Annotated in this window: 26 protein-coding genes; 19 read left to right on the top strand and 7 right to left on the bottom strand. The window is 66.2% G+C overall.

Annotated elements, in window-relative coordinates; translation table 11 throughout:
* Nucleotides 1–21 precede the first annotated feature (21 nt).
* Nucleotides 22–2,712, top strand: a complete 2,691-nt coding sequence (locus tag PMI15_RS24835) for a DUF1631 family protein (RefSeq protein WP_007870081.1) — start codon at nucleotides 22–24, stop codon at nucleotides 2,710–2,712.
* Between the two features lie 72 nt (nucleotides 2,713–2,784).
* Here PMI15_RS24835 and PMI15_RS14140 read toward each other — a convergent pair whose 3' ends face one another.
* From PMI15_RS14140 to PMI15_RS14130, 3 genes are all read right to left on the bottom strand, one after another.
* Complete coding sequence (locus PMI15_RS14140; RefSeq protein WP_007870078.1) at nucleotides 2,785–3,300, bottom strand: DUF494 domain-containing protein; 516 nt, start codon at nucleotides 3,298–3,300, stop codon at nucleotides 2,785–2,787.
* A gap of 88 nt (nucleotides 3,301–3,388) precedes the next feature.
* Nucleotides 3,389–4,495, bottom strand: coding sequence for a DNA-processing protein DprA (gene dprA, locus PMI15_RS14135; protein WP_007870076.1), 1,107 nt, complete (start codon nucleotides 4,493–4,495; stop codon nucleotides 3,389–3,391).
* A 72-nt stretch (nucleotides 4,496–4,567) separates the two neighbouring features.
* Nucleotides 4,568–5,791, bottom strand: coding sequence for a LysM peptidoglycan-binding domain-containing protein (locus tag PMI15_RS14130; protein ID WP_007870073.1), 1,224 nt, complete (start codon nucleotides 5,789–5,791; stop codon nucleotides 4,568–4,570).
* A gap of 230 nt (nucleotides 5,792–6,021) precedes the next feature.
* On the opposite strand from PMI15_RS14130, the gene def reads away from it, so the two are divergent.
* From def to pyk, 6 genes are all read left to right on the top strand, one after another.
* Nucleotides 6,022–6,543, top strand: a complete 522-nt coding sequence (def, locus tag PMI15_RS14125) for a peptide deformylase (protein WP_007870072.1) — start codon at nucleotides 6,022–6,024, stop codon at nucleotides 6,541–6,543.
* 74 nt (nucleotides 6,544–6,617) lie between these two features.
* Complete coding sequence (gene fmt / locus PMI15_RS14120) at nucleotides 6,618–7,604, top strand: methionyl-tRNA formyltransferase (protein WP_007870070.1); 987 nt, start codon at nucleotides 6,618–6,620, stop codon at nucleotides 7,602–7,604.
* A gap of 55 nt (nucleotides 7,605–7,659) precedes the next feature.
* Complete coding sequence (locus PMI15_RS14115) at nucleotides 7,660–8,349, top strand: AzlC family ABC transporter permease (RefSeq protein WP_051001982.1); 690 nt, start codon at nucleotides 7,660–7,662, stop codon at nucleotides 8,347–8,349.
* On the top strand, nucleotides 8,346–8,681 hold the full coding sequence (locus PMI15_RS14110) for an AzlD domain-containing protein (RefSeq protein ID WP_007870065.1): 336 nt from the start codon (nucleotides 8,346–8,348) through the stop codon (nucleotides 8,679–8,681). The genes PMI15_RS14115 and PMI15_RS14110 overlap by 4 nt, the downstream gene beginning before the upstream one ends.
* A 119-nt stretch (nucleotides 8,682–8,800) precedes the next feature.
* The gene (locus tag PMI15_RS14105; protein ID WP_007870063.1) at nucleotides 8,801–9,994 is read left to right on the top strand and encodes a phosphoglycerate kinase; all 1,194 of its coding nucleotides are present in this window, start codon (nucleotides 8,801–8,803) and stop codon (nucleotides 9,992–9,994) included.
* A gap of 116 nt (nucleotides 9,995–10,110) precedes the next feature.
* Nucleotides 10,111–11,544 carry a pyruvate kinase gene (gene pyk, locus PMI15_RS14100; protein WP_007870060.1) on the top strand — a complete coding sequence of 478 codons (1,434 nt, stop codon included), beginning with the start codon at nucleotides 10,111–10,113 and terminating at the stop codon, nucleotides 11,542–11,544.
* 124 nt (nucleotides 11,545–11,668) lie between these two features.
* On the opposite strand, the gene PMI15_RS14095 is transcribed toward pyk, so the two are convergent.
* Complete coding sequence (locus PMI15_RS14095) at nucleotides 11,669–12,412, bottom strand: phosphatase PAP2 family protein (RefSeq protein ID WP_007870057.1); 744 nt, start codon at nucleotides 12,410–12,412, stop codon at nucleotides 11,669–11,671.
* 132 nt (nucleotides 12,413–12,544) lie between these two features.
* Here PMI15_RS14095 and PMI15_RS14090 point away from each other — a divergent pair, with 132 nt between their 5' ends.
* The 5 genes from PMI15_RS14090 (at nucleotide 12,545) to PMI15_RS14070 (ending at nucleotide 17,219) form a co-directional block, all read left to right on the top strand.
* Complete coding sequence (locus tag PMI15_RS14090; RefSeq protein ID WP_007870054.1) at nucleotides 12,545–13,240, top strand: response regulator; 696 nt, start codon at nucleotides 12,545–12,547, stop codon at nucleotides 13,238–13,240.
* Nucleotides 13,237–14,574, top strand: coding sequence for a histidine kinase dimerization/phospho-acceptor domain-containing protein (locus PMI15_RS14085; protein WP_007870052.1), 1,338 nt, complete (start codon nucleotides 13,237–13,239; stop codon nucleotides 14,572–14,574). Before PMI15_RS14090 ends, PMI15_RS14085 begins: the two co-directional genes overlap by 4 nt.
* 144 nt (nucleotides 14,575–14,718) lie before the next feature.
* Nucleotides 14,719–15,783 (top strand): class II fructose-bisphosphate aldolase, encoded by a 1,065-nt coding sequence (fba, locus tag PMI15_RS14080; RefSeq protein ID WP_007870050.1) that lies wholly within the window; start codon nucleotides 14,719–14,721, stop codon nucleotides 15,781–15,783.
* 112 nt (nucleotides 15,784–15,895) lie between these two features.
* Nucleotides 15,896–16,804: a phosphoribosylaminoimidazolesuccinocarboxamide synthase gene (locus tag PMI15_RS14075; RefSeq protein ID WP_007870049.1), complete on the top strand. Its 909-nt coding sequence runs from the start codon at nucleotides 15,896–15,898 to the stop codon at nucleotides 16,802–16,804.
* Nucleotides 16,805–16,829: 25 nt separating this feature from the next.
* Nucleotides 16,830–17,219 carry a hypothetical protein gene (locus PMI15_RS14070; RefSeq protein ID WP_007870047.1) on the top strand — a complete coding sequence of 130 codons (390 nt, stop codon included), beginning with the start codon at nucleotides 16,830–16,832 and terminating at the stop codon, nucleotides 17,217–17,219.
* Nucleotides 17,220–17,231: 12 nt separating this feature from the next.
* On the opposite strand, the gene trxA is transcribed toward PMI15_RS14070, so the two are convergent.
* A complete protein-coding gene (gene trxA / locus PMI15_RS14065) occupies nucleotides 17,232–18,122 on the bottom strand; it encodes a thioredoxin (RefSeq protein WP_007870046.1) in 891 nt (296 codons plus the stop codon).
* 178 nt (nucleotides 18,123–18,300) lie between these two features.
* On the opposite strand from trxA, the gene purE reads away from it, so the two are divergent.
* The 5 genes from purE to PMI15_RS14040 all read left to right on the top strand — a co-directional run bounded on the left by purE (nucleotide 18,301) and on the right by PMI15_RS14040 (nucleotide 23,384).
* Nucleotides 18,301–18,807, top strand: a complete 507-nt coding sequence (gene purE / locus PMI15_RS14060; RefSeq protein WP_007870044.1) for a 5-(carboxyamino)imidazole ribonucleotide mutase — start codon at nucleotides 18,301–18,303, stop codon at nucleotides 18,805–18,807.
* Nucleotides 18,804–20,045: a 5-(carboxyamino)imidazole ribonucleotide synthase gene (locus PMI15_RS14055; RefSeq protein ID WP_007870041.1), complete on the top strand. Its 1,242-nt coding sequence runs from the start codon at nucleotides 18,804–18,806 to the stop codon at nucleotides 20,043–20,045. Before purE ends, PMI15_RS14055 begins: the two co-directional genes overlap by 4 nt.
* Nucleotides 20,045–21,043 (top strand): L-threonylcarbamoyladenylate synthase, encoded by a 999-nt coding sequence (locus PMI15_RS14050; protein WP_007870039.1) that lies wholly within the window; start codon nucleotides 20,045–20,047, stop codon nucleotides 21,041–21,043. Before PMI15_RS14055 ends, PMI15_RS14050 begins: the two co-directional genes overlap by 1 nt.
* 208 nt (nucleotides 21,044–21,251) lie before the next feature.
* A complete protein-coding gene (locus PMI15_RS14045) occupies nucleotides 21,252–22,715 on the top strand; it encodes a hypothetical protein (protein ID WP_007870038.1) in 1,464 nt (487 codons plus the stop codon).
* A gap of 45 nt (nucleotides 22,716–22,760) precedes the next feature.
* Nucleotides 22,761–23,384, top strand: coding sequence for a LysE family translocator (locus PMI15_RS14040; protein ID WP_007870036.1), 624 nt, complete (start codon nucleotides 22,761–22,763; stop codon nucleotides 23,382–23,384).
* A 9-nt stretch (nucleotides 23,385–23,393) separates the two neighbouring features.
* Here the strand turns inward: PMI15_RS14040 and cutA are convergent, their stop codons facing one another.
* Entirely contained in the window at nucleotides 23,394–23,783 is a 390-nt protein-coding gene (cutA, locus tag PMI15_RS14035) for a divalent-cation tolerance protein CutA (RefSeq protein ID WP_007870034.1), read from the bottom strand.
* A gap of 168 nt (nucleotides 23,784–23,951) precedes the next feature.
* Complete coding sequence (dacB, locus tag PMI15_RS14030; protein WP_007870033.1) at nucleotides 23,952–25,469, bottom strand: D-alanyl-D-alanine carboxypeptidase/D-alanyl-D-alanine-endopeptidase; 1,518 nt, start codon at nucleotides 25,467–25,469, stop codon at nucleotides 23,952–23,954.
* 87 nt (nucleotides 25,470–25,556) lie between these two features.
* On the opposite strand from dacB, the gene tsaB reads away from it, so the two are divergent.
* Together tsaB and rimI are read left to right on the top strand one after the other, a co-directional pair.
* Entirely contained in the window at nucleotides 25,557–26,306 is a 750-nt protein-coding gene (tsaB, locus tag PMI15_RS14025; protein ID WP_007870031.1) for a tRNA (adenosine(37)-N6)-threonylcarbamoyltransferase complex dimerization subunit type 1 TsaB, read from the top strand.
* Nucleotides 26,303–26,782 carry a ribosomal protein S18-alanine N-acetyltransferase gene (gene rimI, locus PMI15_RS14020; protein WP_007870030.1) on the top strand — a complete coding sequence of 160 codons (480 nt, stop codon included), beginning with the start codon at nucleotides 26,303–26,305 and terminating at the stop codon, nucleotides 26,780–26,782. The genes tsaB and rimI overlap by 4 nt, the downstream gene beginning before the upstream one ends.
* Nucleotides 26,783–26,931 lie beyond the last annotated feature (149 nt).

Below are 26,931 nucleotides of genomic sequence, written 5' to 3'. Positions count from 1 at the left end.
GGCTAATCACCCAGGGCGGTCGTGCCAAGCAACAAAAATAACAGTCTTCTGGTCGAGCAGGCTCGCGCGCTGTTTACGGAGCGTGCAGCACGGATATTGCCCGTGCTGGCCAAAACCATTCAAGACAAGCTGTCCGCGCTGGTCGACCAGCCGGGCAGCGCCCGCGACATGCAGGAGCGGCGGGACGGCTGGATGGCTTTCCAGAAAAGCGGCGATGCATGGGTCCGCGGCACCGCCGCCGCCTGGGCCAACGCGCAGGCCATACCCGCGGCCAATTCACCGGCTCGCTTCCTGGACAGCGGAAAATTCGAACTGATGGACAACGACGTGATGGAGGACAAGATCCTGGCCTCACGTCTGGCCTTGCGCCTGCTCGATTTCGCGAGCTGGGAGCTCAACGACCTTCGCTTGCGCATCCAGAACCTGGAGGGGATCACCGAACTCCACAAGCAGGACATCCTGCGCCCCGAAGTACTCGCCCAGCACCTGGTGGAGCAATGGGGCAAGGCCGGCCTGCCGCGCGAGGTCTGGCTCGCGGTCCAGAGCGGCATCCAGAAGGACATGGGCGAGCACCTGCTCGAAACCTACCATGCCACCAACGAATTCCTGGTGCAGCAGGGCGTGATGGCCGAGATCGACCTGAGGCCGCTGGTCAAGCGCACGCCCTCGGCCGCCGGCACCGGTGCCCCGGCCAAAACAGCGCCCGACGCGCAAAAAGGGAAAGCTCCGCAGGGCGAAGGCAACCCGGCCGGGTCCGGCATGGTCGGCGGCGCGGCTTATGGCGGCGCTGGCGGTAGCAACGCTTCCCCTTCTTATGGTGAATCCACGGGAGGGGCAGGCCCGTCCTTATCCGGCGGCCGCGGCCCGGGCGCCATGGGTGGCGGCCGGGGCGGCGTCGCCCGGGGAGGTGCTTCCGGCGTGGCTTCGTCCAGGGTCGGCGGCGCTGAATCCACCTATGGCGGCAGCGGTGGCGCTGCGCGAGGCGCGGCAGGTGCGGCGGCTGGCGGCGGTCCGCGGAGCGGGCAGGGTGGCGGCCGATTTATGGGCACTGGCGCGGCGGGTTCCGGCGGCGTGGGCGGCCCGAGTTTCCAGGGCGGCTCCGGCAACGGCGCCCACACCGGCCAGCCCAATGCGCAAAAAGGCCCGGAAGCCACCACCGGTCCCGGCCAGGGGGTGTACGATGAAACCCGCCTGCAGACCGCGACCACACCCCTGGCCCGGGCGCGCATGCGCGCCCAGGGCGTGATGGGGCAACTCAAGCGACTGCTGTCAAACCAGGCGGCGGGCTTCGACGATACGCGGCCCAGCCAGGCTTCGCCGCAGCTGGCGCAGGCCATGGCCAGCGTGGAGCGCGTGCAGGAAACCGGCGGGGAACGCACGCTGCTGGTGGATGCGCCGGGACAGGTCTACGGCCAGGCGCAGGTGGACCACGCCGTCGGCGTCTTGCGCGAACGTACCACCAAGCTCAAGGAGGCCGCGTCCACCTCCTCCGAAAAGGCGACGATTGAAATCGTGGCCCTGATGTTCCAGAGCATCCTCGCGGAAGACCGGATTCCCGCGGTGATCCGTGTCTGGTTCGCGCGCCTGCAGATGCCGGTGCTGCGCGTGGCGATCTCGGAGCCCGAGTTCTTCGAGTCCCTGCAGCATCCCGCGCGCCGGCTGATAGACCGCATGGGTTCCTGCGTGCTCGGCTTCGACGTCACGGTGGCGGGCGGCGTGCTGGAGGCCGAGATCAAACGCGTTGTGCAGGTGATCGAGCAATACCCCGAAACCGGTCGCCGGGTGTTCCAGCTCGTCTACGATGAATTCGACAAATTCCTGTCCCGGTTTCTTTCGGAGCACGGCAACGCCGCCCGCGTGGTGAGCGTGGCCCAGCAGGTCGAGCAAAAAGAGACCATGACCATCCAGTACACCATTGAGATGCGCAACATGCTCAATGACATGTCGGTGCGCGATGAGATCCGCGAGTTCCTGTTCAAGGTATGGGCCGAAGTGCTGGCGATCGCCGCCATGAAGAACGGCCCGCAGCATGAAGAGACCCTCACGCTCAAGCGGGCCGCCGTCGATCTGGTGTGGGCGGCAAGCGCCAAACCCAACCGCAATGACCGCGCGCGTGTCATCGCCGACCTGCCCAAGCTGCTGCAGCTGCTGCGCCTGGGAATGTCCATGCTGGGCCTGGGTGTCGCCGACCAGGACGGGCACCTGAAAATCATCAGCGACACGCTGGCCGATGCCTTCATGTCCAAGACCGACGCCATTCCCGTGGAGAAGGTGGAGGCCATGGCCAAGCGCCTGACCAACCTCGAGGATTACCTGTCCGATGAGGATGTCGGGGACCTGCCTCTGGACACCGACAGCCTGGTGACCATGATAGGCATAGACGCCACCGACATCGAGGTGATCGCCGACGGCGGCAGCCACCCCACGGAGGCCATGCGCGCCTGGGCCAAGGAATTGCAGCTGGGTTCCTGGTTCAGCCTGGACCACAACGGCAAGGTCAGCCATGTGCAGTTCGCCTGGTGCAGTGGCCGCAAGCAGTTGCACCTGTTCGCTTCGGCCGACGGCCGCAATTTCCTGATCCAGGCGCGTCGCCTGGCCGCTTATCTGCAGGCGGGCTTGCTGGTGCCGACGGAAGAAGAGGCGCTGACGGTGCGCGCCACACGCGACGCGCTGGCCAAGCTGGACGCCAACCCCGAGCGCCTGCTGGGTTAGGCCTTTAAATTCCGTATTGGGGAAGAGCCCCTGGCGCGCGGGGCCGGGCCGCCGGCACGCGGTGTGCAGCGTTCAGTGGGCCAGGCGGAACTCCGTGTCGTCGCACAGTTCGTCGAGCACCAGCGCGTCGGGCTCTTCGCCAAAACTCCAGTACACCATGAGGACGATGATTTTGAGGTCGTCCAGCGTCACCGGGTCGCCGGGGGCTGCCATGGCGCGGTCTATGACGATTTCGCGCATGTGCGGCGGCAGCACGCCGGAGGATTCAAGAAAGCTCACAAAACCCAGGCTTTGCGCGCCCAGATGGTCCTGCTCGGCGACGGAGTACACACGCAGGCTGGCGGCCGATTGCGGCTGAATGGCGGAAGAGCTTGCGGGGGATTCACCACTTGACTGCGGGGTTTTGGCCGGCAGGCTGATCTGCGTGCCCTGGGCTGCGACATTCAGGCCGTCGAGCCAGACCAGGGCTGCCTGGATTTCCTCGGCATCGAATCCCGCCGCGGTGAGTTTGCGGCTCAGTCGGTGGAGTTCGGGGCAAGCGTCACCTTGCCAGTAATTCTCGTAGACGTACACCAGTACTTCAAACATGCACCCAATATAACGCAGATGCCACCGGCCGTGTCAAACCTCCGGCCGGAGTCCACGGTGCGCGGAAAATCCGCAGGCCCCACGGACCTTAACCAGCGGCCAGACGCTGGAACAGCCCGCCCGGCAAGCGCACCACCTGCCCGCACAGTTCAAGTTCCAGCAGGCCGGCCTGCAGCCGCGAGGTGTCCAGCCCGGTGCGCGCCTGCAAGGCGTCCAGGCTCACGGGGTCAAAGCCCAGGGCCGCGACCAGCGGATCAGCGGCGTGCGGCTCGGCCGCCACATCACCGCCGCCGGGCGCGCGGCCTGCGGTGGAGAGCTCCAGCTCTTCCAGGACATCCTGCGCTACTTCCACCAGCTTGGCGCCCTGCTTGATCAGCGCATGGCAGCCGCGTGACTGGGGCGAGTGGATGGAGCCGGGAATCGCAAAGACCTCCTTGCCCTGCTCGGCCGCCAGCCGAGCCGTGATCAGCGAGCCCGATTGCAGCGCAGCCTCCACGACCAGGGTGCCGCGGGAGAGGCCCGAAATGATGCGGTTGCGCCGCGGGAAATTGGCCGCCAGCGGCGGCGTGCCGAGGGGAAATTCGCTGACGATCATGCCCTGCTGCGCGATCCGGTGCGCCAGCGCAAGATGTTTTTTGGGATAGACCCTGTCCAGGCCGGTGCCTACCACCGCAATCGTTTCGCCGCCGCCCAGCAGGGCGCCGTCGTGCGCCGCGCCGTCAACGCCCAGGGCCAGCCCCGACACCACGCAAAGCCCGGCGCCGCCGAAGGCCTTGGCGAACTGCCGGGCGTTGGCTTCACCCTGCGGCGTCGGGTTGCGGCTGCCCACGATGGCGATGTGGGGCGCTGTCGCCGGCTTTCCGGCCAGCGTGCCCAGCATGTAAAGCATCAATGGCGGGTCTTCGATGTCGAGCAAGGCCGCCGGGTAGGCGGTGTCGCCCAGCGTGGCGACCTGCCTGTCGTCGCCGGCCTGCAGCCATTCGAGGGTGAGCTGCAACTGGGCTGCCAGCGCCGGCGGCTCTTCGAGGATGGCTTTGGCCAGCTTTTCGGTGCCGAGTTGCCTGAGGGTGGCCGCGCTCTGGCCAAAGACGGCCTGCGCCGAGCCAAAAGCGGCCAGCAGCTTGCGCGCGGTGTCGTTTCCTACACCGGGGGAAAGCGTCAGCCGCAACCAGGCCTGAAGCTCTTGGGTATCCACGTCGGTCTGGACGGACAGGGAGGCCGCTGCCGGTGGGCCGCGCCGCAGCGCGCCCGGCCGCAGGCAGCGCCCTTAGTTCGGGTTGGTGAAGCGGTCGCCGACCTTCACGCCGTCGGTAATCTGCAAGATCAGCGCGTAGGAGAGCTTGTCGAAGGTGCGGAACACCATCATCAGGCCGTTGCGCTCATTGGGCAGCTTGATTTGCGGCCGCGCGCTGTCGGTCTTGTCGGCCAGCCGCTCGCCGTCCTTGAGGATGGCCATGACGTGGCCGCGTTCAAGGCCGTCCTTGGCGCCGCGATTAATCACCACGACCTGGTTTTCGGCCGCGTTCGCCACGGCGCTGCCGTAAATCGACACGATCTGGCCCGTGACCGGGGTGGCGGGTGCGTGCGGAACGTAGCTGACCAGTTCCCGGGGCGGGTCGGGAAGCAGGCGGTCTCCGACCCGCATCTCTTCCTTGGTGGAAACGATGTCAATCGTGGCTGGCACGATTTCCGATTGAGGCTTGCCGTCCTTGCCCGGCACCTGCATGACGGATTCGCCGCGCATCAATTCGGCCTTGCCGATGTATTGTGCCTCGTAGCCCAGAATCTGCTGGGTGGTCGGGTCTTTCAGGGGGGTGGCATTGCGATAGACGCGGTAGTCCAGCGGCTGGTCCTTGGCATCGCTCAGGGGGTTGCCGGTGGCCACGCCGCCTACGTATTCGCCGCGCGCATAGGCGCGGTCCCCGCGGCTGAGCAGCACGCGGCCTTCCTGGGCTGCGACGATGCGGGGAGCCCTTGAGAAGGTCGCGTCGTCCACCAGGACGGCTTCCGAGAGGAAGGGCTCGATGGCGTTGGGCGACAGCGTGGGAATGGAGTTGTCCGCCAGGGACTCATAACGGGTGCGGGGCGACACGCGTACCGTGTCGGTCGGTGGGCCGTCGCTGGAGGCCTGGCGCGTGCGCAGGGTGGCGCGGCCGCCGGTTTTGTCCAGGTAAAGATGCTGCCCTGGATAAATGCGGTGCGGGTTGCGGATGTCCTGCAGGTTCATGCCCCACAGCTCCGGCCAGCGCCACGGGCTTTTGAGGAACATACCGGAAATGGCCCACAGCGTGTCGCCGCGCTTGACCGTGTACTCGTCCGGTGCATTGGGCGCCAACTCACTGAGAGGGACCCCGGCCTGGGCCACCTGGGTGGCTGTTGCTTTTTGGCCCGGTGTGATGGGGAAATTCTGGGCATGCAGGCCGCCGGCGATGCCCAGGAGGGCGGTGGCGGCTATTGAAATTTGACTGAAACGACCAAAAATTGTTTGCATCTTTGTAGGCCTTCGGCGCTTTTAGAGGACTGGCACGGCGCGATCCGCAACGGAATCAGGCGGAAAAGACCGTGTCATATCTTGATAAATTACTAACGATTTTGTACCTAAGCCCTTGATTAAGCAACGAATACGCGATTCTGGGAATATCAGGATGCCGAAAAACCGAGAAAAGTGGCGAAAATAGCGACATCTCCCCCCCGGGCCTTCATTTCCCCTTGCTTTCCCCCATGAGCCAGCTGACCATTCTTCGTTACCCCGACCCCCGCCTGCACACGGTGGCCAAACCCGTGGCCGCCGTTGATGCACGCCTGCGCAAGCTGGCCGACGACATGTTTGAAACCATGTACGAGGCCTCCGGCATAGGCCTGGCCGCCACCCAGGTCAATGTGCACGAGCGCCTGATCGTCATCGACGTGAGTGAAGACCGCAACCAGCCCATGGTGCTGATCAACCCCGAAATCCTCTGGGCCAGCGAGGAAAAGCGTGTCGGCGACGAAGGCTGCCTGTCGGTGCCCGGTATCTATGACGGGGTGGAGCGCTCCATCGCCATCAAGGTCCAGGCCCTGGACCTGGACGGCAAGCCCCAGGTCTATGAGGCCGAAGGCATGCTGGCGGTCTGCATCCAGCATGAAATGGACCACCTATTGGGCAAGGTGTTTGTCGAATATCTCTCTCCCCTGAAGCGCAACCGCATCAAAACCAAGATGATCAAGCAGAAAAAGGACGAAGAGCGCGAGTCCGCCGGCTGATCCCAGCCGCCGGGGATGCGGGCTTTGCCGCCGTGACCCCGGGATTTCCCCAGGGGTCTTTAGAATCAGGCGCCATGCGCGTCATATTTGCCGGTACCCCTGAGTTCGCCCGCGTGGCCCTCGAAAGATTGCACGCAGCCGGTTTTGAGATCTCCCTGGTCCTGACCCAGCCCGACCGCCCCGCCGGCCGCGGCATGAAACTGCAGGCTTCCCCCGTCAAACAGTGGGCGGCAAGCGCCCACATCCCCGTCGCCCAGCCGCGCAGCCTGCGGCTGGACGGCAAATTCCCCGATGACGCGGCTTCAGCCCGTGAGGCCATCCTGGCCGCCAAAGCGGACGTCATGGTCGTTGCCGCCTATGGGCTGATCCTTCCGCAGTGGGTGCTGGACACCCCCCGGTTGGGTTGCCTCAATATCCATGCATCCTTGCTGCCGCGCTGGCGCGGCGCCGCGCCGATTCACCGCGCCATCGAGGCCGGTGATGCGGAAACCGGCATCACTATCATGCAAATGGATGCGGGCCTGGACACCGGCGACATGCTGCTGGTGGACAAGCTGCCGATCGCCGCCGGTGACACCACGGGGTCTCTTCATGACCGCCTGGCGGGGCTGGGCGGGCGGCTTATCGTGGAGGCGCTGGAACTGGCGGCCTGCGGCGGCTTGACTGCCACGCCCCAGCCGGCCGAAGGTGTGACTTACGCCCACAAGATTGAAAAACACGAAGCCATGACGGACTGGACGCAAGGCGCCGCCGTGCTGGAGCGCCGAATCCGTGCCTTCAACCCCTTTCCCGGTGCGGCCGGCGTGCTGGCGGGCCAGACCCTCAAGTTCTGGCGCGCCGAAATCCTGGCCGACGCGGTCCGGCCCGCTGATGCCGGGGCGGGCCAGGTGCTGGCTGCCAGTGCGCAAGGCATAGATATCGCCGCGGTGGATGGCGTGCTGCGCGTGAGCCGCCTGCAAAAAGCCGGCGGCAAGGCGCTGGATGCGGCCGATTTTTTGCGCGGCTTCGATATCCGGCCCGGCATGGTGTTCAGCCACGCGTCGGCAGATCAACAGGAATGAGGGTTTTGTGAAAAGATTGTTCAAGCATCCGGATTTCCGGGCGGGCGTCAACGACATGGCGGCGGTCGCGCCTGGCATCGCGGCCTGGGGGCTGATGACGGGTGTGGCCATGATCAAGTCGGGCATGAGCCTCGTTGAGGTGCTGCTGATGGCCATCCTGGTGTTTGCCGGCAGCTCACAGCTGGCCGCTCTTCCGCTCATCGTCGCCGGCGCCCCGATGTGGGTGATTCTGGCCACTGCGTTCTGCGTCAATCTGCGCTTTATGGTGTTCAGCGCACATTTGCGGCCTTATGTCATGCACCAGAGCCTTTGCAAACGCCTGGCCCACGGATATCTGATGGCTGACTTGAATTACGTGCTGTTCACCAGGCGTTTCCCGCATCCCGGCACAGACCCCGCCGTCATTGCAGCGCAGGAAGCCTATTGGATAGGGAACTGCGCGACCGGCTGGGTGAGCTGGGTGGGCGCCAGCCTGCTGGGCATCGTGCTGGCCAATTCCATTCCGCTGTCGTGGGGCCTGGGCTTTGCCGGCATCCTGGCCTTGTTGGGCATCATGTGCTCGCTGGCCACCACCCGTCTGCGCGCGGTGTCGGCGGCCATCGCCGGCGCAGCCGCCGTGGCCACCTTCGCCCTGCCGCTCAAGCTGAATATCCTGGTGGCCATCGCCGCCGCAGTTGCCGTCTGCCTGCTGCTGGAAAAACCGGCGGCCAAACCCGCAGCACCCGCCCCCGGAGACGCCGCATGAACCAGACCGATCTCTGGACCGTGGCCACCATACTCGGCATGACGGCCATCACCGTCATCACGCGCAGCTTCTTTTTCCTGTCGGACAAACCCTGGACCCTGCCGGCCTGGGCCCAGCGCGGCCTGCATTACGCGCCCATCGCCGCCCTGGCGGCGGTCATCATCCCCGAAATGGTGATGAGCCAGGGCCATTTGATCGCCACCTGGAAGGACGCCCGCTTGTTTGCCGTCGTCGCGGGTACGGCCTGGTATTACTGGCGCCATGGCGTGCTGGGAACTATCCTGGCCGGCATGGCGGTTTACCTGCCGCTGCACATCTATTTGGGATGGTAGGCAGGTAAGCAAACGCAAAGGCGCCTCGCAGTGGGGCTTGCAGGAAAAACGCCCGCCTACAATTGCGGCAGCTCAGGCCGGCACCGGCCTGAAATTTCACTTCCCTTGCGAGCCTTTCCATGAATTTCATCCGTTTTTCCGACCTGTGCGCCAGCGGCAAAGTTGCCGGCAAGCGCGTGTTCATCCGTGCCGATCTCAATGTGCCGCAGGATGACGCCGGCAACATCACCGAAGACACGCGCGTGCGCGCCTCCATCCCCTGCATACAGATGGCGCTGGACGCGGGCGCCGCGGTGATGGTGACTTCCCACCTCGGGCGGCCCGTCGAGGGTGAGTTCAAGCCGGCCGATTCGCTGGCGCCCGTGGCCAAACGGCTGGGCGAACTCATGGGGCGCGAAGTGAACCTGGTGCCCAACTGGGTGGACGGCGTGGACATCAAACCCGGCCAACTGGCGCTGCTGGAGAACTGTCGCCTCAACAAGGGCGAGAAGAAAAACAGCGAAGAACTCGCGCGCAAGATGGCCGCGCTCTGCGACATCTTTGTGCATGACGCCTTCGGCACCGCCCACCGCGCCGAGGCCTCCACCTACGGCATCGCGCAGTACGCGCCCGTGGCCAGCGCCGGCCCGCTGCTGGCCGCCGAAATGGACGCGATCTCCAAGGCGCTGTCCAGCCCGCGCCGGCCGCTGGTCGCCATCGTGGCCGGCAGCAAGGTATCCACCAAGCTGACCATCCTCAAGTCGCTGGCCGCCAACGTCGATCAGCTCATTGTGGGCGGCGGCATCGCCAACACCTTTATGCTGGCCGCCGGCCTGAAGATTGGCAAAAGCCTTGCCGAAGCCGATTTGCTGGCCGAAGCCAAGGCCGTGATTGACGCCATGAAAGCGCGCGGCGCCGAGGTGCCGATCCCGACCGACGTGGTCACCGCCAAGAGCTTTGCCGCCGATGCGCCGGCCACCGTCAAGGCCGCCACCGACGTGGCCGATGACGACCTGATCCTCGACATAGGCCCGCAAACCACGGCGCGGCTGGCCGCGCAGCTCAAGGCTGCCGGCACCATCGTCTGGAACGGCCCGGTCGGCGTGTTCGAGTTCGACGCCTTCGCCAAGGGCACCGAAGGCATTGCGCGCGCCATCGCAGAAAGCAGCGCGTTTTCCATCGCCGGCGGCGGCGATACGCTGGCCGCGATCGCCAAGTACGGCATCGAAAAGCAGGTGGGCTACATTTCCACTGGCGGCGGCGCCTTCCTCGAAGTGCTGGAAGGCAAGACGCTGCCGGCCTTTGAAATTTTGCAGAAACGCGCCGCGGGCTGAGCGCCTGCTTTTCCCGCCGCGCGGGCCGGGGGATGACCCCCTGGCGCGAATTGGTAACGCCTTTGTAACTGTTTCCGTGTGAAAATCGGAAACTAAATTACATGGAGACATTCACTATGCCGCGTCGCGCCACCAAGATCGTTGCCACCCTCGGACCCGCCTCCAGCGACCCCGCACTGCTGGAGAAAATGATCCGCGCCGGCGTCAACGTGGTGCGCCTCAATTTCAGCCACGGCACGGCCCAGGACCATGTGGACCGGGCCCAGCTCGTGCGCGAAGCCGCCCAGCGCGCCGGCCGCGAAGTCGCCATCATGGCCGACCTGCAGGGCCCCAAGATCCGCGTCGGCAAGTTCGCCGAAGGCAAGGTCCAGCTCGAGCCCGGCGAGAAATTCATCCTCGACGCCTCCCGCACCGAACCCGGCGACTTGAAGGGCGTGGGCCTGGACTACAAGGAATTGCCGCGCGACGTGAAACCCGGCGACGTGCTGCTGCTTAACGACGGCCTGATCGTGCTGACCGTCGACATGGTGCGTGGCGAAGAAGTGCACACCACCGTCAAGCTGGGCGGCGAGCTGTCCAACAACAAGGGCATCAACAAGCAGGGCGGCGGCCTGACCGCCCCGGCGCTGACCGCCAAGGACATGGAAGACATCAAGACGGCCATGAGCTTCCAGGCCGACTACGTGGCCGTGAGCTTTCCCAAAAACGCCACCGACATGGAAATGGCGCGCCAGCTGTGCAACGTGGCCGCCGCGCCTTACAAACACAAGCCCGGCCTGATCGCCAAGATCGAGCGCGCCGAAGCGATTCCCAAGCTCGAGGAAATCCTGCAGGTCAGCGACGGCATCATGGTGGCCCGCGGCGACCTGGCCGTCGAGGTCGGCAATGCCGCCGTGCCGGCCCTGCAAAAACGCATGATCAAGATGGCGCGTGCCGGCGACAAGGTCGTCATCACCGCCACGCAGATGATGGAGTCCATGATCGTCAACCCGGTGCCCACGCGCGCCGAGGTCAGCGACGTCGCCAACGCGGTGCTGGACGGCACCGATGCGGTGATGCTCAGCGCCGAAACCGCCGCCGGCAAGTACCCGCTGGAGACGGTGGAGGAAATGGCCAAGATCTGCGAGGAAGCCGAGAAAGCCGAATACAAGGAACTCGAAGGCGATTTCTCCGGCAAGACCTTCAGCCGCATCGACCAGTCCATCGCCATGGGCGCGCTGTTCACCGCCCACCACCTGGGCGCCAAGGCCATCGTCGCGCTGACCGACAGCGGCTCCACGCCCCTATGGATGAGTCGCCACGACATCCGCGTGCCGATCTACGCGCTCACGCCGCGCCTGGCCACGCAGCGCAAGATGGCGATCTACCGCAACGTGCGGCCCTTGCTCATGGACACCAGTGCCGATCGCGATACCGCGCTCGAGCAGGCCGAAGGCCACCTGCTGCGCCGCAACATCGTGCAAAGCGGCGACGTCTATGCCATCACCTGCGGCGAGCCCATGGGCGCGCCGGGCGGCACCAACATGCTGAAAATTTGCCGGGTGGCCTAGATATATGACCCCCACGGTCGCTCACTTCGTGTAGCTCCCTGCCCCCCGAGGGGGCCGCTGCGCCTGCGGCCGGGCAAAGCCCGTTCCGCGGCCCCTGCTAGGTTAAGAGCTTCGCGCCCGGGATCTACGGCTTCAGTGTTGCGAGCGCAGGCACCCGGGCCTGAGCCGGCGACGGCCTTTGTGAAAGCACCTGGCTGACGATGTTGTCCACCAGCGCCGCCGAGGCCCAGCAGAGCCAGGCGGTCCAGAGCGTGTGGCTCATGTAGTGGGCGCCGCGCACCTGTTGCGCCAGGCCCAGCACCAGACCCGCCAGCAGGGCGCCGGCCAGCCAGCGCCGCGCTGTCCGGGGCAGGGCGTGGCGGAACGCAAAAAAACCGCCGATAAACGCAAAACCCGCCGAGGCATGGCCGGCCGGAAAGCAGCCGCCGCTGCCGCCGTCGCGCACGCCCCAAGCCCAGTGCGACACATAGGCCACGGTACCGCCGAACTCGCGTAGCTCCCAGGGGCAGCTTGTGAGGCTGTGCAGCTTGAGGGTGGATATCACCAGCAGCGAGACCAGGGTGGTCAGCGCCAGCTGGACGCGGCGCTCGGCGGCCAGCCGTCGCAGGGCACCGAAGGGCCGCGCCACGGCCGCCAGCAGCGCCAGTTCGACTACCCATGGCAGCCAGCGTATGTCGTCGTGCAGCGTGCCGCGCCAGAACCAGTGGTCCTCCAGCGGAAATCCCGACGAAGATCCGAACCAGTGCGCCATCCACAGGTCCAGGCCTGAATGGTCCCAGGCAATGAGCAGCGCGAGGCCGAGCAGCGTTCCCAGGCGAACACGCGACACAAGGGGAGTAATGTCGCCGGTAAAGGGAGTAGCGGTCATGGGATTCGGAAGTGGGGTGTGATCCAGGCAGGGGAGGCCGCAAGATAGAGGGGGCGTCTTAACTCATCCTTAAGGCCTTGCGGGCGCCCCGCGGTACACCCTGCCGCCGTCCGAAGCGCCGACAATGGCGCGATGCGAATCCTGGTGGTCGAAGACGATGCCGGCATCGCCCTGGGCCTGCGGACCAACCTGCAGCAGAGGGGCTATGCGGTGGATACCTGCGCCAGCCTGGCGTCGGCCTGGTCGGCCCTGTCCAGCGAGCCGTTTGACCTCGTGCTGCTGGACCTGGGGCTGGCGGATGGCGATGGCGGCGACCTGCTGCTGCGGCTGCGCCAAGTCCGCGCGGGCGCGCCCGGGGCGCTGCCCGACCCGCTGACGCCGGTGCTCATCATGACCGCGCGCGACCAGGTCGCCGACCGCATCTCGGGCCTGAACCTGGGCGCCGACGACTACCTGGTCAAGCCTTTTGACCTCGACGAACTCGAGGCGCGCATGCGCGCGCTGCTGCGGCGCGCGGCCGGCCGCGCCCATCCGCTGCTGGCCCACGGCGAACTGGTGATAGACCCGGCGGCCCGCACGGTGGTGCGCGCGGGGCAGGCCATTGAATTGGCGCCGCGCGAGTTCGCCCTGTTGCGCCTGCTGCTGGAGTCGCGCGGCCGGGTGCTGTCGCGCCAGCAGCTCGAGGCGCGCCTCTACAACTGGCAGGACGCCGTCGGCAGCAATGCAGTCGAGGTACATGTGCACCACCTGCGGCGCAAGCTGGGCGAGGGCCTGATCCAGACCCTGCGCGGTGTCGGCTACTTCATACCGCGGGAGGATGGCGCATGAAGCCCGCGGTGCGTGCGCAGGCGTCGCTCACGCGCCGCCTGCTGCTGTGGGTGCTGGCGGCGCTGCTGCTGGTCTGGGCCGGCTTCGTGGCGGTGGGCTACCGGACCGGAATCCATGAGGCGGGCGAGCTGACCGACGGGCACCTGGCCGGCACCGCTGCCCTGATGCTCAACCTGGACCTGCCGCCCTTTGTCGGCGCGGCGAGGGAGACCGTCCGTCCCGCCATTCCCACGCTCAAGAGCCATGACTACCAGCCTTCCCTAAGCGTGCTGGTGCGCGGCGCCGACGGCCGGCTGCTGGCCCGCTCGGGCGATGCGCCTGTGCCGCCTTTCAGTGAACAGTCCGGTTTCGCCGACCTCGAACTGGGCACGCCGCCGGCCACGTGGCGCAGCTTTTCACAGTGGGACACCCCGCACGCGCGGCAGGTCACCGTGCTGGTTCGCGCCGATGAGCGCGACGAGATGGCCGCCGACGTCGCCGGGCAATTGGCGGAGCCGGGCCTGTGGCTGCTGCCTGTGGTGGCGCTCGCGCTGGGCGCGGCCATCTGGCGCGGCTTGCGACCCTTGCAGGCGCTGTCGCGTGACGTGGCCGAACTTGAGGTCGACAAGGCCGAGCGCCTTGAGGCCCGCCACCCCTACCGCGAGTTCAACTCGGTCGTGCGTTCCATCAACACGCTGGTGGGCCAGCAGCAGGCTTCGCTGGAGCGCGAGCGACAACTGGCCAGCGAGGTGGCCCATGAATTGCGCACTCCGCTGTCCTCCATTGCCCTGCAGGCGGCCTCGCTGCGCGGGGAGCTTTCACCCCGCGCGCGCGAACAGGCGCTCGCGCAGGTAGGCGCCGACGCGATGCGCGCCGGGCACGTCATTACCCAGTTGCTGGCGCTGGCGCGGGCCAGCCGCGCCGACCTGCAGCAGCAGATGCAGCGCCTGGACCTGGGTGCCCTGGTCGGGCAGGTGGTGGCCGGCTATGCGCAGGCCTCCTGGGAAAGCGGCCACACACTCAGCGTGCAGGGCGAGGACGGCATCGAGATACTGGCCCATCCGCTGCTGCTCGAACTGGCCCTGCGCAACCTCGTCGATAACGCGCTGCAGCACACGGCCCGGGGCACGGCCGTCTGTGTCCAGTGGGGCCGTGATGGCAGCGGCGCATGGCTGCAGGTCTGCGACGACGGTCAGGCCCGTCTGGGCGCCGCGGCGCCTTCCACCGAAAGACTGGGTCTGGGCCACAAAATCGTGGGCCGAGTGATGGACGTGCACGGCGGCCACTTTGGGCAGACACCCGCGCCCGTGCCTTTTACACGGTGTTACCGCATGATTCTGCCGCTAACTTCTTAAATAAATGGTCTTTACGCAGCCGGTAGAATGAGGCCTTCGGTTACTTCGCGGTTACGGCCCACCAGGCAGCCCTCGTGTTGCACGGCCTTCCGCCGGGAACCCGCCTTTTCTGGCAGCGTTTTTAACTTTCTGGGGATTCTGATCATGGCACTCGTTTCGATGCGCGAGCTGCTGGACCATGCGGCAGTCAACGGCTACGGCATTCCGGCTTTTAACGTCAACAACCTCGAGCAGGTGCAGGCCGTCATGGAAGCGGCCAAGGAGACCGGCGCGCCCGTCATCCTGCAAGCCAGCGCCGGCGCGCGCAAATATGCCGGTGAGCCCTTCATCAAGCACCTGATCCAGGCGGCCATCGAGATGTATCCCAACATCCCCCTGGTCATGCACCAGGATCACGGCCAGAACCCCGACGTCTGCCAGGGCGCCATAGACCTCGGCTTTTCGTCCGTGATGATGGACGGCTCGCTCGAGGCCGACGGCAAAACCATCGCCAGCTACGACTACAACGTCGAGGTGACGAAAAAGGTTTCGCAGCTGGCCCACAAATACGGTGTCACTGTGGAAGGCGAACTCGGCTGCCTTGGTTCGCTGGAAACCATGAAGGGCGACAAGGAAGACGGCCACGGGACCGATGCGACCATGACGCGCGAGCAGCTGCTGACCGATCCCGAGCAGGCCGCCGACTTCGTCAAGCGCACCCAGATCGACGCGCTGGCGATCGCCATCGGCACCAGCCACGGTGCCTACAAATTCACCCGCAAGCCCACCGGCGACATCCTGGCGATTGACCGCATCAAGGAAATCCACAAGCGCATTCCCAGTACCCACCTGGTGATGCACGGATCCTCCTCGGTGCCGCAGGAACTGCTGGCCCAGATTCGCCAGTACGGCGGCAACATGAAGGAAACCTACGGCGTGCCCGTCGAGGAAATCCAGGAAGCCATCAAGCACGGCGTGCGCAAGATCAACATCGACACCGACATCCGCCTGGCCATGACGGCCGCGGTGCGCAAGTTCCTGGCCGAAAACCCCGAAAAATTTGATGCCCGCGAATGGCTCAAGCCCGCCCGCGAAGCCGCCAAGCAGATCTGCAAGCAGCGCTACATCCAGTTCGGATGCGAAGGCCAGGGCGCCAAGATCAAGGGCGACGCCCTGCAGGTCGTGGCCGCCAAATACGCCAAGGGCGAGCTGGCCCAGGTCGTCCATTAAGACGGCGTGAATAAACCCGCCAACCGCCCGCGCGGATTGGCGATAATTCAAAGCCCGTGGCTCTTGCGAGTCGCGGGCTTTTTACGTTGACTCCCTCTCCCACGCCTGCACCATGACCCAAGCACTCCATACCTCCGCCCTGACCTCCCTGCCCCTGCTCGCGCGCGGCAAGGTGCGCGACAACTACGCCGTGGGCAAGGACAGGCTGCTGATGGTGGCCAGCGACCGGCTCAGCGCCTTCGACGTCATCCTGGGCGAGCCGATTCCCGGCAAGGGCGCGCTGCTTACGCAGATGGCGCTGTTTTGGTTCGCCAAGCTGGGCCATATCTGCCCCAACCACCTGACCGGCGAGGCGCCCGAGAGCGTGGTCACCCCGGCCGAAGTGCCGCAGGTGGTGAACCGCTCCATGCTGGTCAAACGCCTCAAGCCCATCCCGGTCGAGGCTGTGGTGCGCGGCTACCTGGCCGGTAGCGGCTGGAAGGAATACCAGGAGAGCCAGGCCGTCTGCGGCGTGCCCCTGCCCGCGGGCCTGAAGAACGCCGGCAAGCTGCCCGAACCCATCTTCACGCCGGCCGCCAAGGCCGAAGCCGGCGAGCACGACGAAAACATCAGCTATGAACAGGTGGTCAAGGTCGTCGGCCCCGAGCTTGCCGCGCAGATCAAAAAAATCAGCATAGAGATCTACAGCACCGCAGCAGCCTTCGCGCTGACCAAGGGCATCATCATTGCCGACACCAAGTTCGAGTTCGGACTCGACGAAAACGGCACGCTGACCCTGATGGACGAGGTGCTGACGCCCGATTCCTCGCGCTACTGGCCCATCGAGGGCTATGAAGCCGCCTATGCGGCTGGCCTGAATCCGCCCAGTTACGACAAGCAGTTCGTGCGCGACTGGCTGGAGGCCGTGCGCATCAACGGCAAGCCCTGGGACAAGACCCCGCCGTCGCCGCACCTGCCGGCCGATGTGGTCGCCAAGACGGCCGCCAAATACCAGGAAGCGCTGACCCGGTTGACGGCCTGAAGCCCAGGCCCAGCCCGGCGCCGCGATGGAATTCCTGCTGGAACTGCTGTTCGAGTTTTTCGGCGAGCTGTTTCTGCAGCTTTTTGGCGAGATGTTCGGGGGTGCGTTCAAGGCCGCCTGGTACAAGCTGCGCGGGCGCGACCATGAATTGACGGCGGCGCAGGAAACGGCATGGTCCGTCATGACCGGCATTGCCGCCGGCATCTTGACCGTGCTGGTCGTACCCCACCTGGCAATACGCCTGCACTGGCTGCAAATCCTCAACCTGCTGCTGGCGCCCGTGATGGCGGGCCTGCTGGTCGAGCGGCTGCGCGCCTGGCGCGAATCGCGCCGCGAATTCAGTGTGGAGGTTGCCGGCTACGCCGCGCTCTTCGGTTTTGCTTTTGCCCTGACCCGCTGGCTTTTTGGCTCGTGAGCGGGACTTGGCTCAACTCAACACCACGCTGCTGAGGCGGCGGCGGTAGGTCACCACAACCGGGTCCTCGGGCGGGATCTGCCCGTCGGCCACCTTGGGTTTGGGGGCTTCCATGATGTCGAGGATGGCGATATAGGTCCTGCGCGCGAGCTCCTCGTTCCAGGCCTTGTCGCGCATCAGGATTTCCAGCAGCTCGTCAAGAGCGTCGGTCCAGCGCTGCTGCACCATCAGCCCGCGCGCCTTGTCAAAACGCGCCTCAAAGTCGCGCTTGTTGGCCGTAATCCTGGCGTCCAGGCCGGCAGCGTCGCCCGCACCCTGCGTGGCGGCAAAATCCATGGCGTCCATCCAGCGCTTGAGCGAGTCAAAACGCCGCACCACCGTGGTCTGCGCGATCACGGGTGCAAACGCCACTTTGGCATCGTCCTCGCGACCCATCTGCAGCAGCAGCTTCACGTAGTCGAAGCGCGCGTTGTCGTCGGCCGGGTTGGCGGCCACGGCGTGCTGCAGTTTTTCGAGCACGGCGGCCGGGTCTGTGCTTTCTTCCTCGAGCGCCAGTTCCGGCTCTTCTGCCTCCTCTGCCGGCGGCAGGTGCTTGTCCAGGAACTCCTTGACCTTGCCCTCGGGCAGGGCGCCGGCAAAGCCGTCTACCGGCTGGCCGTTCATCATCAGGATGCAGGTCGGGATGCTGCGTATGCCGAAGGCCGCGCCCAGCTGCTGCTCCTGGTCGGAGTCGATCTTCACGAGCTTGAAGCGCCCGGCGTATTCCACTTCCACCTTTTCCAGAATCGGGCCCAGCGACTTGCAGGGGCCGCACCACGGCGCCCAGAAGTCGATCAGCACGGGGGTGGTCATGGAAGCGGCAACGACTTCCGCTTCGAAATTGGCAATGGTGACGTCTATCATGATTCAGTGAAAGTGGGGCTGGAATAAGGGGTTTCAACCGCCGCGGCGCGGCCGGCGTGGCCCGGGAGCAGGCCCAAACGATAGCATGCAGGGCCTGTTTGCCGCCGCCCGCGCGCCCAACCCTTAAAATCAGGGGTTACGGGCGAACGGCCTGCAACCCAAGACCCAGAAGGTCCCAATGACGACGACAAACAATCCGGCCGCCCTGGTAGGCGTGGTGATGGGCTCCAGCAGCGACTGGGAGACCATGCAGCACGCGGTGCAGATCCTCACGCAGTTCGGCGTGGCGCATGAAGCGCGCGTGGTGTCGGCCCACCGCATGCCCGACGAGTTATTCGCCTATGCCGAAGCCGCCTCGGGCCGCGGTCTGCAGGCCATCATCGCCGGCGCCGGTGGTGCGGCCCACCTGCCCGGCATGCTGGCCGCCAAGACGGTAGTGCCGGTGCTGGGCGTGCCGGTGGCCAGCAAGCACCTGCAAGGCGTCGATTCGCTGCACAGCATCGTGCAAATGCCCAAGGGCATTCCCGTCGCCACCTTCGCCATCGGCAACGCCGGCGCCGCCAATGCGGCCCTGTTCGCCGTCGCCATGCTGGCCCTGCACGACAAGGCGCTGGCCGCCAAACTGCAGGCCTTTCGCGCCGAGCAGACCGCCGCCGCGCACGCCATGACCCTGCCGCCCGCATGAGCCTTCCTTCCGGTCTCCCCGTTTTTCCCGGCACTGTTTCCGCCTCCGGCCAGCCCGCCACGCTGGGCGTGATGGGCGGCGGCCAACTGGGCCGCATGTTTGTGCATGCCGCGCAGCGCCTGGGCTATTTCACCGCCGTGCTGGACCCCGACGCGCAAAGCCCGGCGGGCCTGGTCAGCCACCACCACATCCAGACCGGCTACGCCGACGAGCAAGGCCTCAAGCAACTGGCCGCGCTGTGCGCCGCCATCACCACCGAATTTGAGAACGTGCCTGCGGGCGCCCTGCAGGCCCTGGCCGCCAGCCGCCCCGTGGCACCGGGCGCGGCCGCCGTTGCCATCGCGCAAAACCGCATCGAGGAAAAATCCCACTTCACCGCCAGCGCCGCCGAGTCGGGTGCGCTGGCCGGGGTTGGCTGCGCGCCCTACGCGGTCATAGAAACCGAGGCGCAGCTCATTGCAGTGCCGGCCGACCTGTTGCCCGGCATTTTAAAAACCGCGCGCATGGGTTATGACGGCAAGGGCCAGGTCCGCGTCAAGAACGCGGCCGAACTCGCCACCGCCTGGGCGGGCCTCAAGCAGGCGTCCTGTGTGCTCGAAAAAATGCTGCCGCTCAAGGCCGAGTGCTCGGTCATCGTGGCGCGCGGCTGGGACGGCCGTATCGTGAGCTTCGCGCCGCAGCGCAATGTGCACGTCGACGGCATCCTGGCCGTCACCCAGGCCTATGAGGGCAATATGCCGGCCACCCTGGCGCAACGCGCGCTGGCCGCCACCCACACCATCGCCCACCACGTCGGCTATGTGGGCGTGCTCTGCGTCGAGTTTTTCCTGGTCGACGACGGCAGCACCGACGGCGCACTGGTCGTCAATGAAATGGCGCCGCGCCCGCACAACAGCGGCCATTACACGATGGATGCCTGCGACGTGTCGCAGTTCGACCTGCAGGTCCACGCCATGGCCGGCTTGCCGCTGCCGCAGCCGCGCCAGCATTCGCCGGCCATCATGCTCAACCTGCTCGGCGATGTCTGGTTCGATGCCCATGGCCGGGCGCGCACGCCCGACTGGCAGGCCGTGCTGGCGCTGCCGGGCACACACCTGCACCTTTACGGCAAGACCGAAGCGCGCGCCGGCCGCAAAATGGGCCACCTCAATGTCACCGGCGCCGATATCGCCGCGGTCCAGGCCACGGCGCGCCAGGCGGCCGCCATCCTGGGGCTGCCCGGCCTTGAAGACATCTGATGATTCTGTCCGGCACCGATCCACAGGCCATTGCTGAGGCCGCCCGCCGCATCCAGGCGGGCGAGATGGTCGGCTTCCCGACCGAAACGGTGTACGGCCTGGGCGCCGACGCGTCCAGCGATCACGCTGTCGCCGGCATTTTTGCGGCCAAGGGCCGGCCGGCCGACCATCCGCTCATCGTGCATGTGGCCGACGCCGCGCACGTAGAGCTTTACGCGAGCGGCGTGCCGCCTTTTGCCGCACGCCTGATGAAAACCCTCTGGCCCGGGCCGCTCACGGTGATCCTGCCGCGCAAGCCGGGCGTCGCCGCGGCCGCCGCCGGCGGCCAGGATTCCATAGGCCTGCGCTGCCCCTCGCACCCCGTCGCGCTGGCTTTCCTCAAGGCCTGCAACACCGGCGTGGCCGGTCCCAGCGCCAACCGTTTCGGCCGCGTCAGCCCCACCACCGCGCAGCATGTGCGGCAGGAGTTCGGCGACGGCCTGCTGGTGCTGGACGGCGGCCCCTGCGATGTCGGCATCGAGTCCAGCATCGTCGACTGCACGCGCGGTCGGCCCGTGCTGCTGCGCCCTGGCGTGCTCACGCGCGCGCAGCTGGAAGCGGCCTGCGGCGAAGCCGTGCTGGGCAAGGATGAATTCGAGCAGCAGGCCCTGGACCTTGTGGGTGAAGCGCCGCGCGCCTCCGGCACACTGGAGGCGCATTACGCCCCCAACGCCAAACTGCGCTTGATGGATGCCGGGCCGATACAGACCGCGCTGGACCTGCTGGGCGCCGACGCGGCCCACATCGCGGTCTATGCGCGGAGCATCGTGCGCATCAAGTCCGACAAGGTGCTATACCGCCGCATGCCCGACGATGCGCTGGCCACGGCCCAGCAGCTGTTTGCCGTGCTGCGCGATTTCGACGCCAAGGGCGTCAAGCTGATCTGGGTGGAAAACCCGCCGCTGGGCGCCGAATGGGACGGCGTGCGCGACCGGTTGGGGCGTGCCGCCGCGAGCTGAGGCACGCCATGCCGCGGCGCGCCGGGGTATAAACGAGGCTCCGCCAACAGGGGCGGTCGCTGCGCAGGAATGAACGCGCTGTGCCGAAAAGCGGTTCAGTCAACACTTAAATGGGAAGCGTATTTTGGAGCACTCCGCGTCACAACACCCCCTGGACAGCGCGTCAGCGAGTGCTTCACATGCAAGCCCCTGGCTAAAGATCTGGCGCATGTCGGCCTTGGCGATGATCATCATCGCGGTGGTCTTCATCAGCGTTGTGCCGCAGGTGTCCAATGACTTCTGGCTGCAGGCCAAGGTGGGAGAGCTCATCGCCCGGGACCATGCCATCCCGAAGACCATTCTGTTTCCCTTCACGGAGATACGCGACGCCCGTTTCAATGCGCACGAATGGTTGCCGTCCCTGATGTTCTACTGGCTCATCGGCCTGGTTGGCGAGGATGGACTCCCCTTGGCCATGGGTGCCGCCGGGGTCGCGCTGTTCTGCCTTATGGCCTGGCTTGCCTATCGGCGCAGCGGCAAGAATTTGCCGATCGCCTTGCTGCTGGGCCTTCTGGCCGTGGGCATTGAAAACCAGCGCCATTTCCTGCGTCCCGAGCTTGTTTCGCTGTTCCTTCTGGGTTTTTACTGGCTCCTGCTGGAAGCTTGCCGACAAAGGCCGCGGGTACTCGCGTGGGCCGGTGCGTTGCTGGTGGTGGTTCTTTGGGCCAACACACATGGCTCCTTTATCCTGGCGCCCATCATCGCGGCGATCTATGCCGTGGGCCTGTGGCTGGACGGGCTTCGTTCAGGTACTGCGGGGGATCTGCGCCAAAAGCAAATTCCCAAGGCATTCGCCATTTTCACCATCGCCACCCTGGCCGCGTGCCTGGTCAACCCCTTCGGCCTGGACCTCCTGCAGTTTGTCGTGAACTTCGGGCACGCCGATACGGACAAATTGATCATCAATGAATGGATGCCAACTTTTAGCCCGGGCTGGTATGAAGTCCCCGCAGTGTGGATGGGGCTTGGTTGCGCGGCCGCCACGGCTACGGTGATGTTGGTTCAATGGCGCAGGCTCAGCGCGGTAGACGCGCTGCTGTATCTGATGTTCCTGATCCTGGCGCTGAAAACCGTCCGGTTCCTCGTCTATCAGGGCATGGTCGCGGCATTTGTACTTTCGGCGCTGGCGACGGCGGGACAGCAAGGCGCAAAGACCTCCATCCGGATCTATGCGGTTTGTACTTTCGCGGCAGCGCTGGTGTTGGGGCTGGCTTCGCAATTCGGCAACGCCTTCGGCGCCTTTCCGCATTCGGCGCTGGGGATCAGCCCGAGCTATACCAGCTTCATGATCAAGAAGTTGAGCGCCCCTGATTTGCGGGGCAACGTGATCAATTCATACGAGCTTGGAGCGGAATTGGTTTATCGCGCCTATCCACGGCTTCGTCCTTCCATCGATTCACGAATCGACTCCTATGGAGGCGCCTACACATGGCTCAATGGCCGCCTTTTCCAGGATGACGCGCTGCTGGTTGACTACGTGCAAAAGTACGATGTACGCTACATGCTCCTGAGCCACCGGGATTTCAGGATGGTTGAAAAACTGCCGAGTTGGACCAGCGGGCGCTGGACCATCCGGGCCATGGACCAGCGGGCCGTGCTGCTGCAAAGAAGCGACCTGCCGGCGGCGCCTTGATCGGAAGGCGCCCGCGCTATCGACATCACTGCACTTAGGACGACCATGCTTTCCATCCTCATCACCATCTGGTTTCTCCACGTCGCGGCCATGATGAGCCCCGGCGCCAACGTCCTGCTGGTGTCGCAGCTCGCGGCCAGCGACCGCGCGCGCAGCGCGGTGTTCGCGGCCCTGGGCGTGACGGCGGGGGCCGCGATCTGGGCGCTCTGCGCGGTGCTGGGTGTCAATGCGGTCTTTCAAGTTTTTCCAGGGCTGCGCCTGGCGCTTCAGGTGGCCGGCGGCCTGTACCTGCTTTATGTCGCCAGCCGGCTCTGGCGCTCCGGCGGTATGGCGTTGGGCAATACCGGTCCCACGGTGTCTTCGCCGGCGGCTTTCCGGCTTGGTTTTCTGACCAATATCACCAACCCCAAGTCGGCGCTGTTTTTCGGCAGCGTGTTTGCCGCATCGTTTCCGGCTTCGCCCAGCCCGGCTTTGCAGACCGCGGCGGTGGCCATGATCGTGGTCAACGCGTTGTGCTGGCATACGCTGCTGGCTTATTTGTTTTCGCGCGAGCGGGTGCGGCTGGCCTATGCCCGCACAAGGGGCACGGCCGACCGCATCGCTTCGGTGGCTGTGGGCGCCTTGGGCCTGGGGCTGCTAACGGCGTCCTTGCGCGAGGCGCGCTCTTAGAGCCTGTTTTTAAGGCAGCGCGAACTGCCCCTCGGGCTCCGGCTCGTCCGGCCCGCCCTGCGTTGTCTCGTCAAGCCACTGCAAATAGGCCGCGGAGCCCGCGGAGATCGGTATCTGCACTATCTCCGGCGTTTCATAGCTGTGGTGCGCGCGGATAAAGCGCTCCAACGCCTCGTAGCGCGCCTGCGGCGCTTTGACCGTCAGGCGAAATTCGGTTTCGTTGCACAGCCTGCCCTGCCAGCGGTAAATGCTCTGGATGGGCTGGATCTGCACGCAGGCGCCCAATCGGGCCTCGACAATGCCTTGGGCCAGGTTTTGCGCTTCCTGCGCCGTGGCGGTTGTGGTCAGCACCAGGCAATACACCTGTTGGCTGGTGGGGGAATGGCTGCTTGCTTGCATGATGAGGCTCCGGTTCAGCCTGCCACGCCGGACAGGCGGCTGCCCAAATTTCAGGCATTGTGGCGCAAGCCGCGCCAGATGGGGTTTTGGCCCTCAAGCCCCGGGGTCATCAACAGCTTTGTCCACACCCCTCAGGGATAACTTGCCTGCCCCGAGGCAGGAAACCCCCTAGCGGGCCGCTTCTTTCACAGTCCATTCCAGCAGCGCGTCCAACGCCGGGCGCGCGGCGCCGGCGTTCGGGTGGTTGATGAGCCCCACCACGATATAGCGCGCGCCGCTGTGGCCGTTGGCGTAACCCGCGATCGCGCTCACGTCGCGCAGTGAACCGGTCTTCAGGAAGGCCAGCCCCGCCACGTTCTTGCCGCGCTCGCGCAGCGTGCCGTCCACACCCGCCACGGGTAGCGAATCGGCAAAGTCCGCGGCCAGCGGGCTTCTGGCGGCATGCAGCAGCAGGGCCGACAGGGCCGCCGCCGTCACACGCTCCTGACGGCTCAGGCCCGATCCGTTGTCCATCAAGGGCGGCGCCGTGCCCGGCAGGTTTTTTTTCCACCAGGCGGCCAGCGCGGCGTGGGCCGATTCGAGCGTGCCGGCTTTGGGCTGGCCCAGGCCGGCATGCAGGCCCAGCGTCAAAAAGACGTGTTGGGCCATCACGTTGTTCGAGTATTTGTTGATGTCGCGCACCACATCCAGCAGCGGCGGCGACTGGTGCTCAAACCGTATAGAGGCTTTTTCGCCCGAGAGCGTGCCGGTGCTGCGCAGCATGGCCAGTTCCTGCGGCGTCGCGTCGCGCGCCGTGCCGGTCAGCAGGCCGCCCAGCTGCCGCCACGAGCCCTCGATGGCGCGAGCGGCAAAGCTGGCCGGGTCGGCATAGGCGCTGGGCCAGACTTTTTCGCCGCAGGCCGACGAATAAGTGCCCAGGAACTCGATGTTGAGCGGGTTCTCGACGCTGGCGCGCAGCTCGCTGCGCCAGTCGCCGCAGCGCGCCACGCGCACCATGGGCACGCTGGTGCCCACCTGCACGCCCGCCAGCGGCGGCTCGTAGCGCACCAGCGCGCGGCCGCTGGGCAGGTCCGGTGTGAAAGTCATCACGATGGACTTGAAGTTGATGAGCAGCGCATCAGGCCGCGCGTTGTAGGGCCGCAGCGGTTCGCCGTCAAACTCGCCGGGGTCGGTGGCGGGCACGCTGAAGGCGCTGCGGTCCAGCACGATGTCACCGCGAATCACCCGCGCGCCACCGGCCTGCACCTGGGCCAGCAGGGCCTGCAGGCGCTCCACGACGAGTTTGGGGTCTCCCCCGCCTTGCACCACCAAGTTGCCGTTAAGCAGGCCGCCCGAGGTGCTGCCGTCCAGCATCACCCTGGTTTTCCAGGTGAAGTCGCGCCCCAGTGCATCGAGTGCTGAATAGGTGGTGACCAGCTTCATGACCGAGGCTGGGTTCATGGGCGTGTCTATGCGCCAGCTCAGGCGCGGCACCGGCTTGCCGCTGGCCGCTTCGACCACCAGCATGGACACCGCGTCGCGCGGCACCTTGGCGCGCGCCAGGGCTTTTTCAATCGGGGCGGGCAGGCGCGGGGCTTGCGCCAGGGCGGTGCGGGGAATGCAGGGCAGGGCGGCGATCAGCGCGGCGGCCAGCAGGCCCCGCGCGACGGCATGCGGCGCGCGCGGTCGCGGCGGGTCTTGGGTCATGCGGGGATTATCGCGGCAGCGCGCCGGCCATTGGCGGGGATAATCGGGTGCAGATACCCGACGGCCCCGATACACCCGACCGACCGCATGCCCCCATTTCTCAAATTCCTCGCCTTTGACACCAGCACCGACCGCATGTCGGTGGCCGTGACCGACGGCGCGCGGATCTGGCAGCACAGCGGTCCCGGCGGCGCGCAGGCCTCGACCACGCTGATCCCGGCCGTCCTCGCGCTGCTGGCCGAGGCCGGGCTGGCGCTGGGCGAGCTGGATGCCATCGCCTTCGGGCGCGGCCCGGGCTCGTTTACCGGCCTGCGCACCGCCTGCGCCGTGGCCCAGGGCCTCGCCTTTGGCGCAAGGGACGGCGCGGGCATGCCTGTGCTGCCCATAGACACGCTGATGGCGGTGGCCGAGGAGGCGCGCTCGCAGCAGCCCGGCGCCAAGCCGTCCACCGTCACGGCGCTGCTCGACGCGCGCATGGACGAGATGTATGTGCAGAGCTTTGAATTCAGCGATGGGCAGTGCCGCGCGCTGGGTGAATGCGAGCTGTTGCGGCCCGAGGACTTTGTTCCCGATGCGGCGGCCGGGTTGCTGGCCGGCAATGTGTTTGCCGTCTACGCCGGGCGACTGCCGGCCGCCATGCCCACGCAGGCCGAGGCCCTGCCCACGGCCGCCGCCTTGCTGCGCCTGGCACCCATGCTGGCCGCCGCCGGGCACTGCGTGAGCGCCGAGCTTGCCCTGCCGCTTTACGTTCGCGATAAAGTAGCGCTCACCACCGAGGAGCGCGAGCAGGTCAAGGCCGCCAAGCTCCTCGCTGAAGTCCCGCCCCTTTCACCATGAACGCCATCCTCAAGCCCCTGGAAGCCCAGTTCGAAGCCATGACGCCCGCATGGCTGGACGCGGTGCTGCGGGTGGAGCAAAGCGCCTACAGCCAGCCCTGGACCCAGGGCAACTTCCTGGACTCGCTCAATGCCGGCTACCAGGCGCAGCTGTTGACAGCCGGCAATGCCCCCGACGCCCGGTTGCTGGGTTATTTCGTGGCCATGAAGGGCGTGGATGAGGTGCACCTGCTCAACATCACCGTCGCGCCCGAACACCAGCGCCAGGGCTGGGCCCGTGTCATGCTCGACGGCTTGGCCATCTGGTCGCGTGCCCAGGGCGCGCAGTGGCTGTGGCTGGAGGTGCGCGTGAGCAATGCGCGCGCCAAGGCGGTGTACGAATGCTACGGCTTTCGCCATGTCGGCACGCGCCGCAACTACTACCCGGCCGGCGCATCCGCGCGCGAAGATGCCGTGGTCATGAGCCTGGCCCTATGAGCCTGGACCTCGACAAACGGCATCGCGCCATGCTGCGCGAGATGGGGGTGCGCGTGTGGTTGCCGCAGGCGGCGCCAGCGGCTGAAGCGGTGATGGACGTGGCTGTTGCCCGCGCGGGCGCAGCGGCAAGCCCTGCGGCCGCCCTGCCG

Origin of the sequence: Polaromonas sp. CF318 (assembly GCF_000282655.1) — a bacterium.
GTDB lineage: Bacteria > Pseudomonadota > Gammaproteobacteria > Burkholderiales > Burkholderiaceae_C > Polaromonas.
Note: the sequence above shows the minus strand (reverse complement) of the source record. Positions and strands in the feature narration are given on the sequence as shown.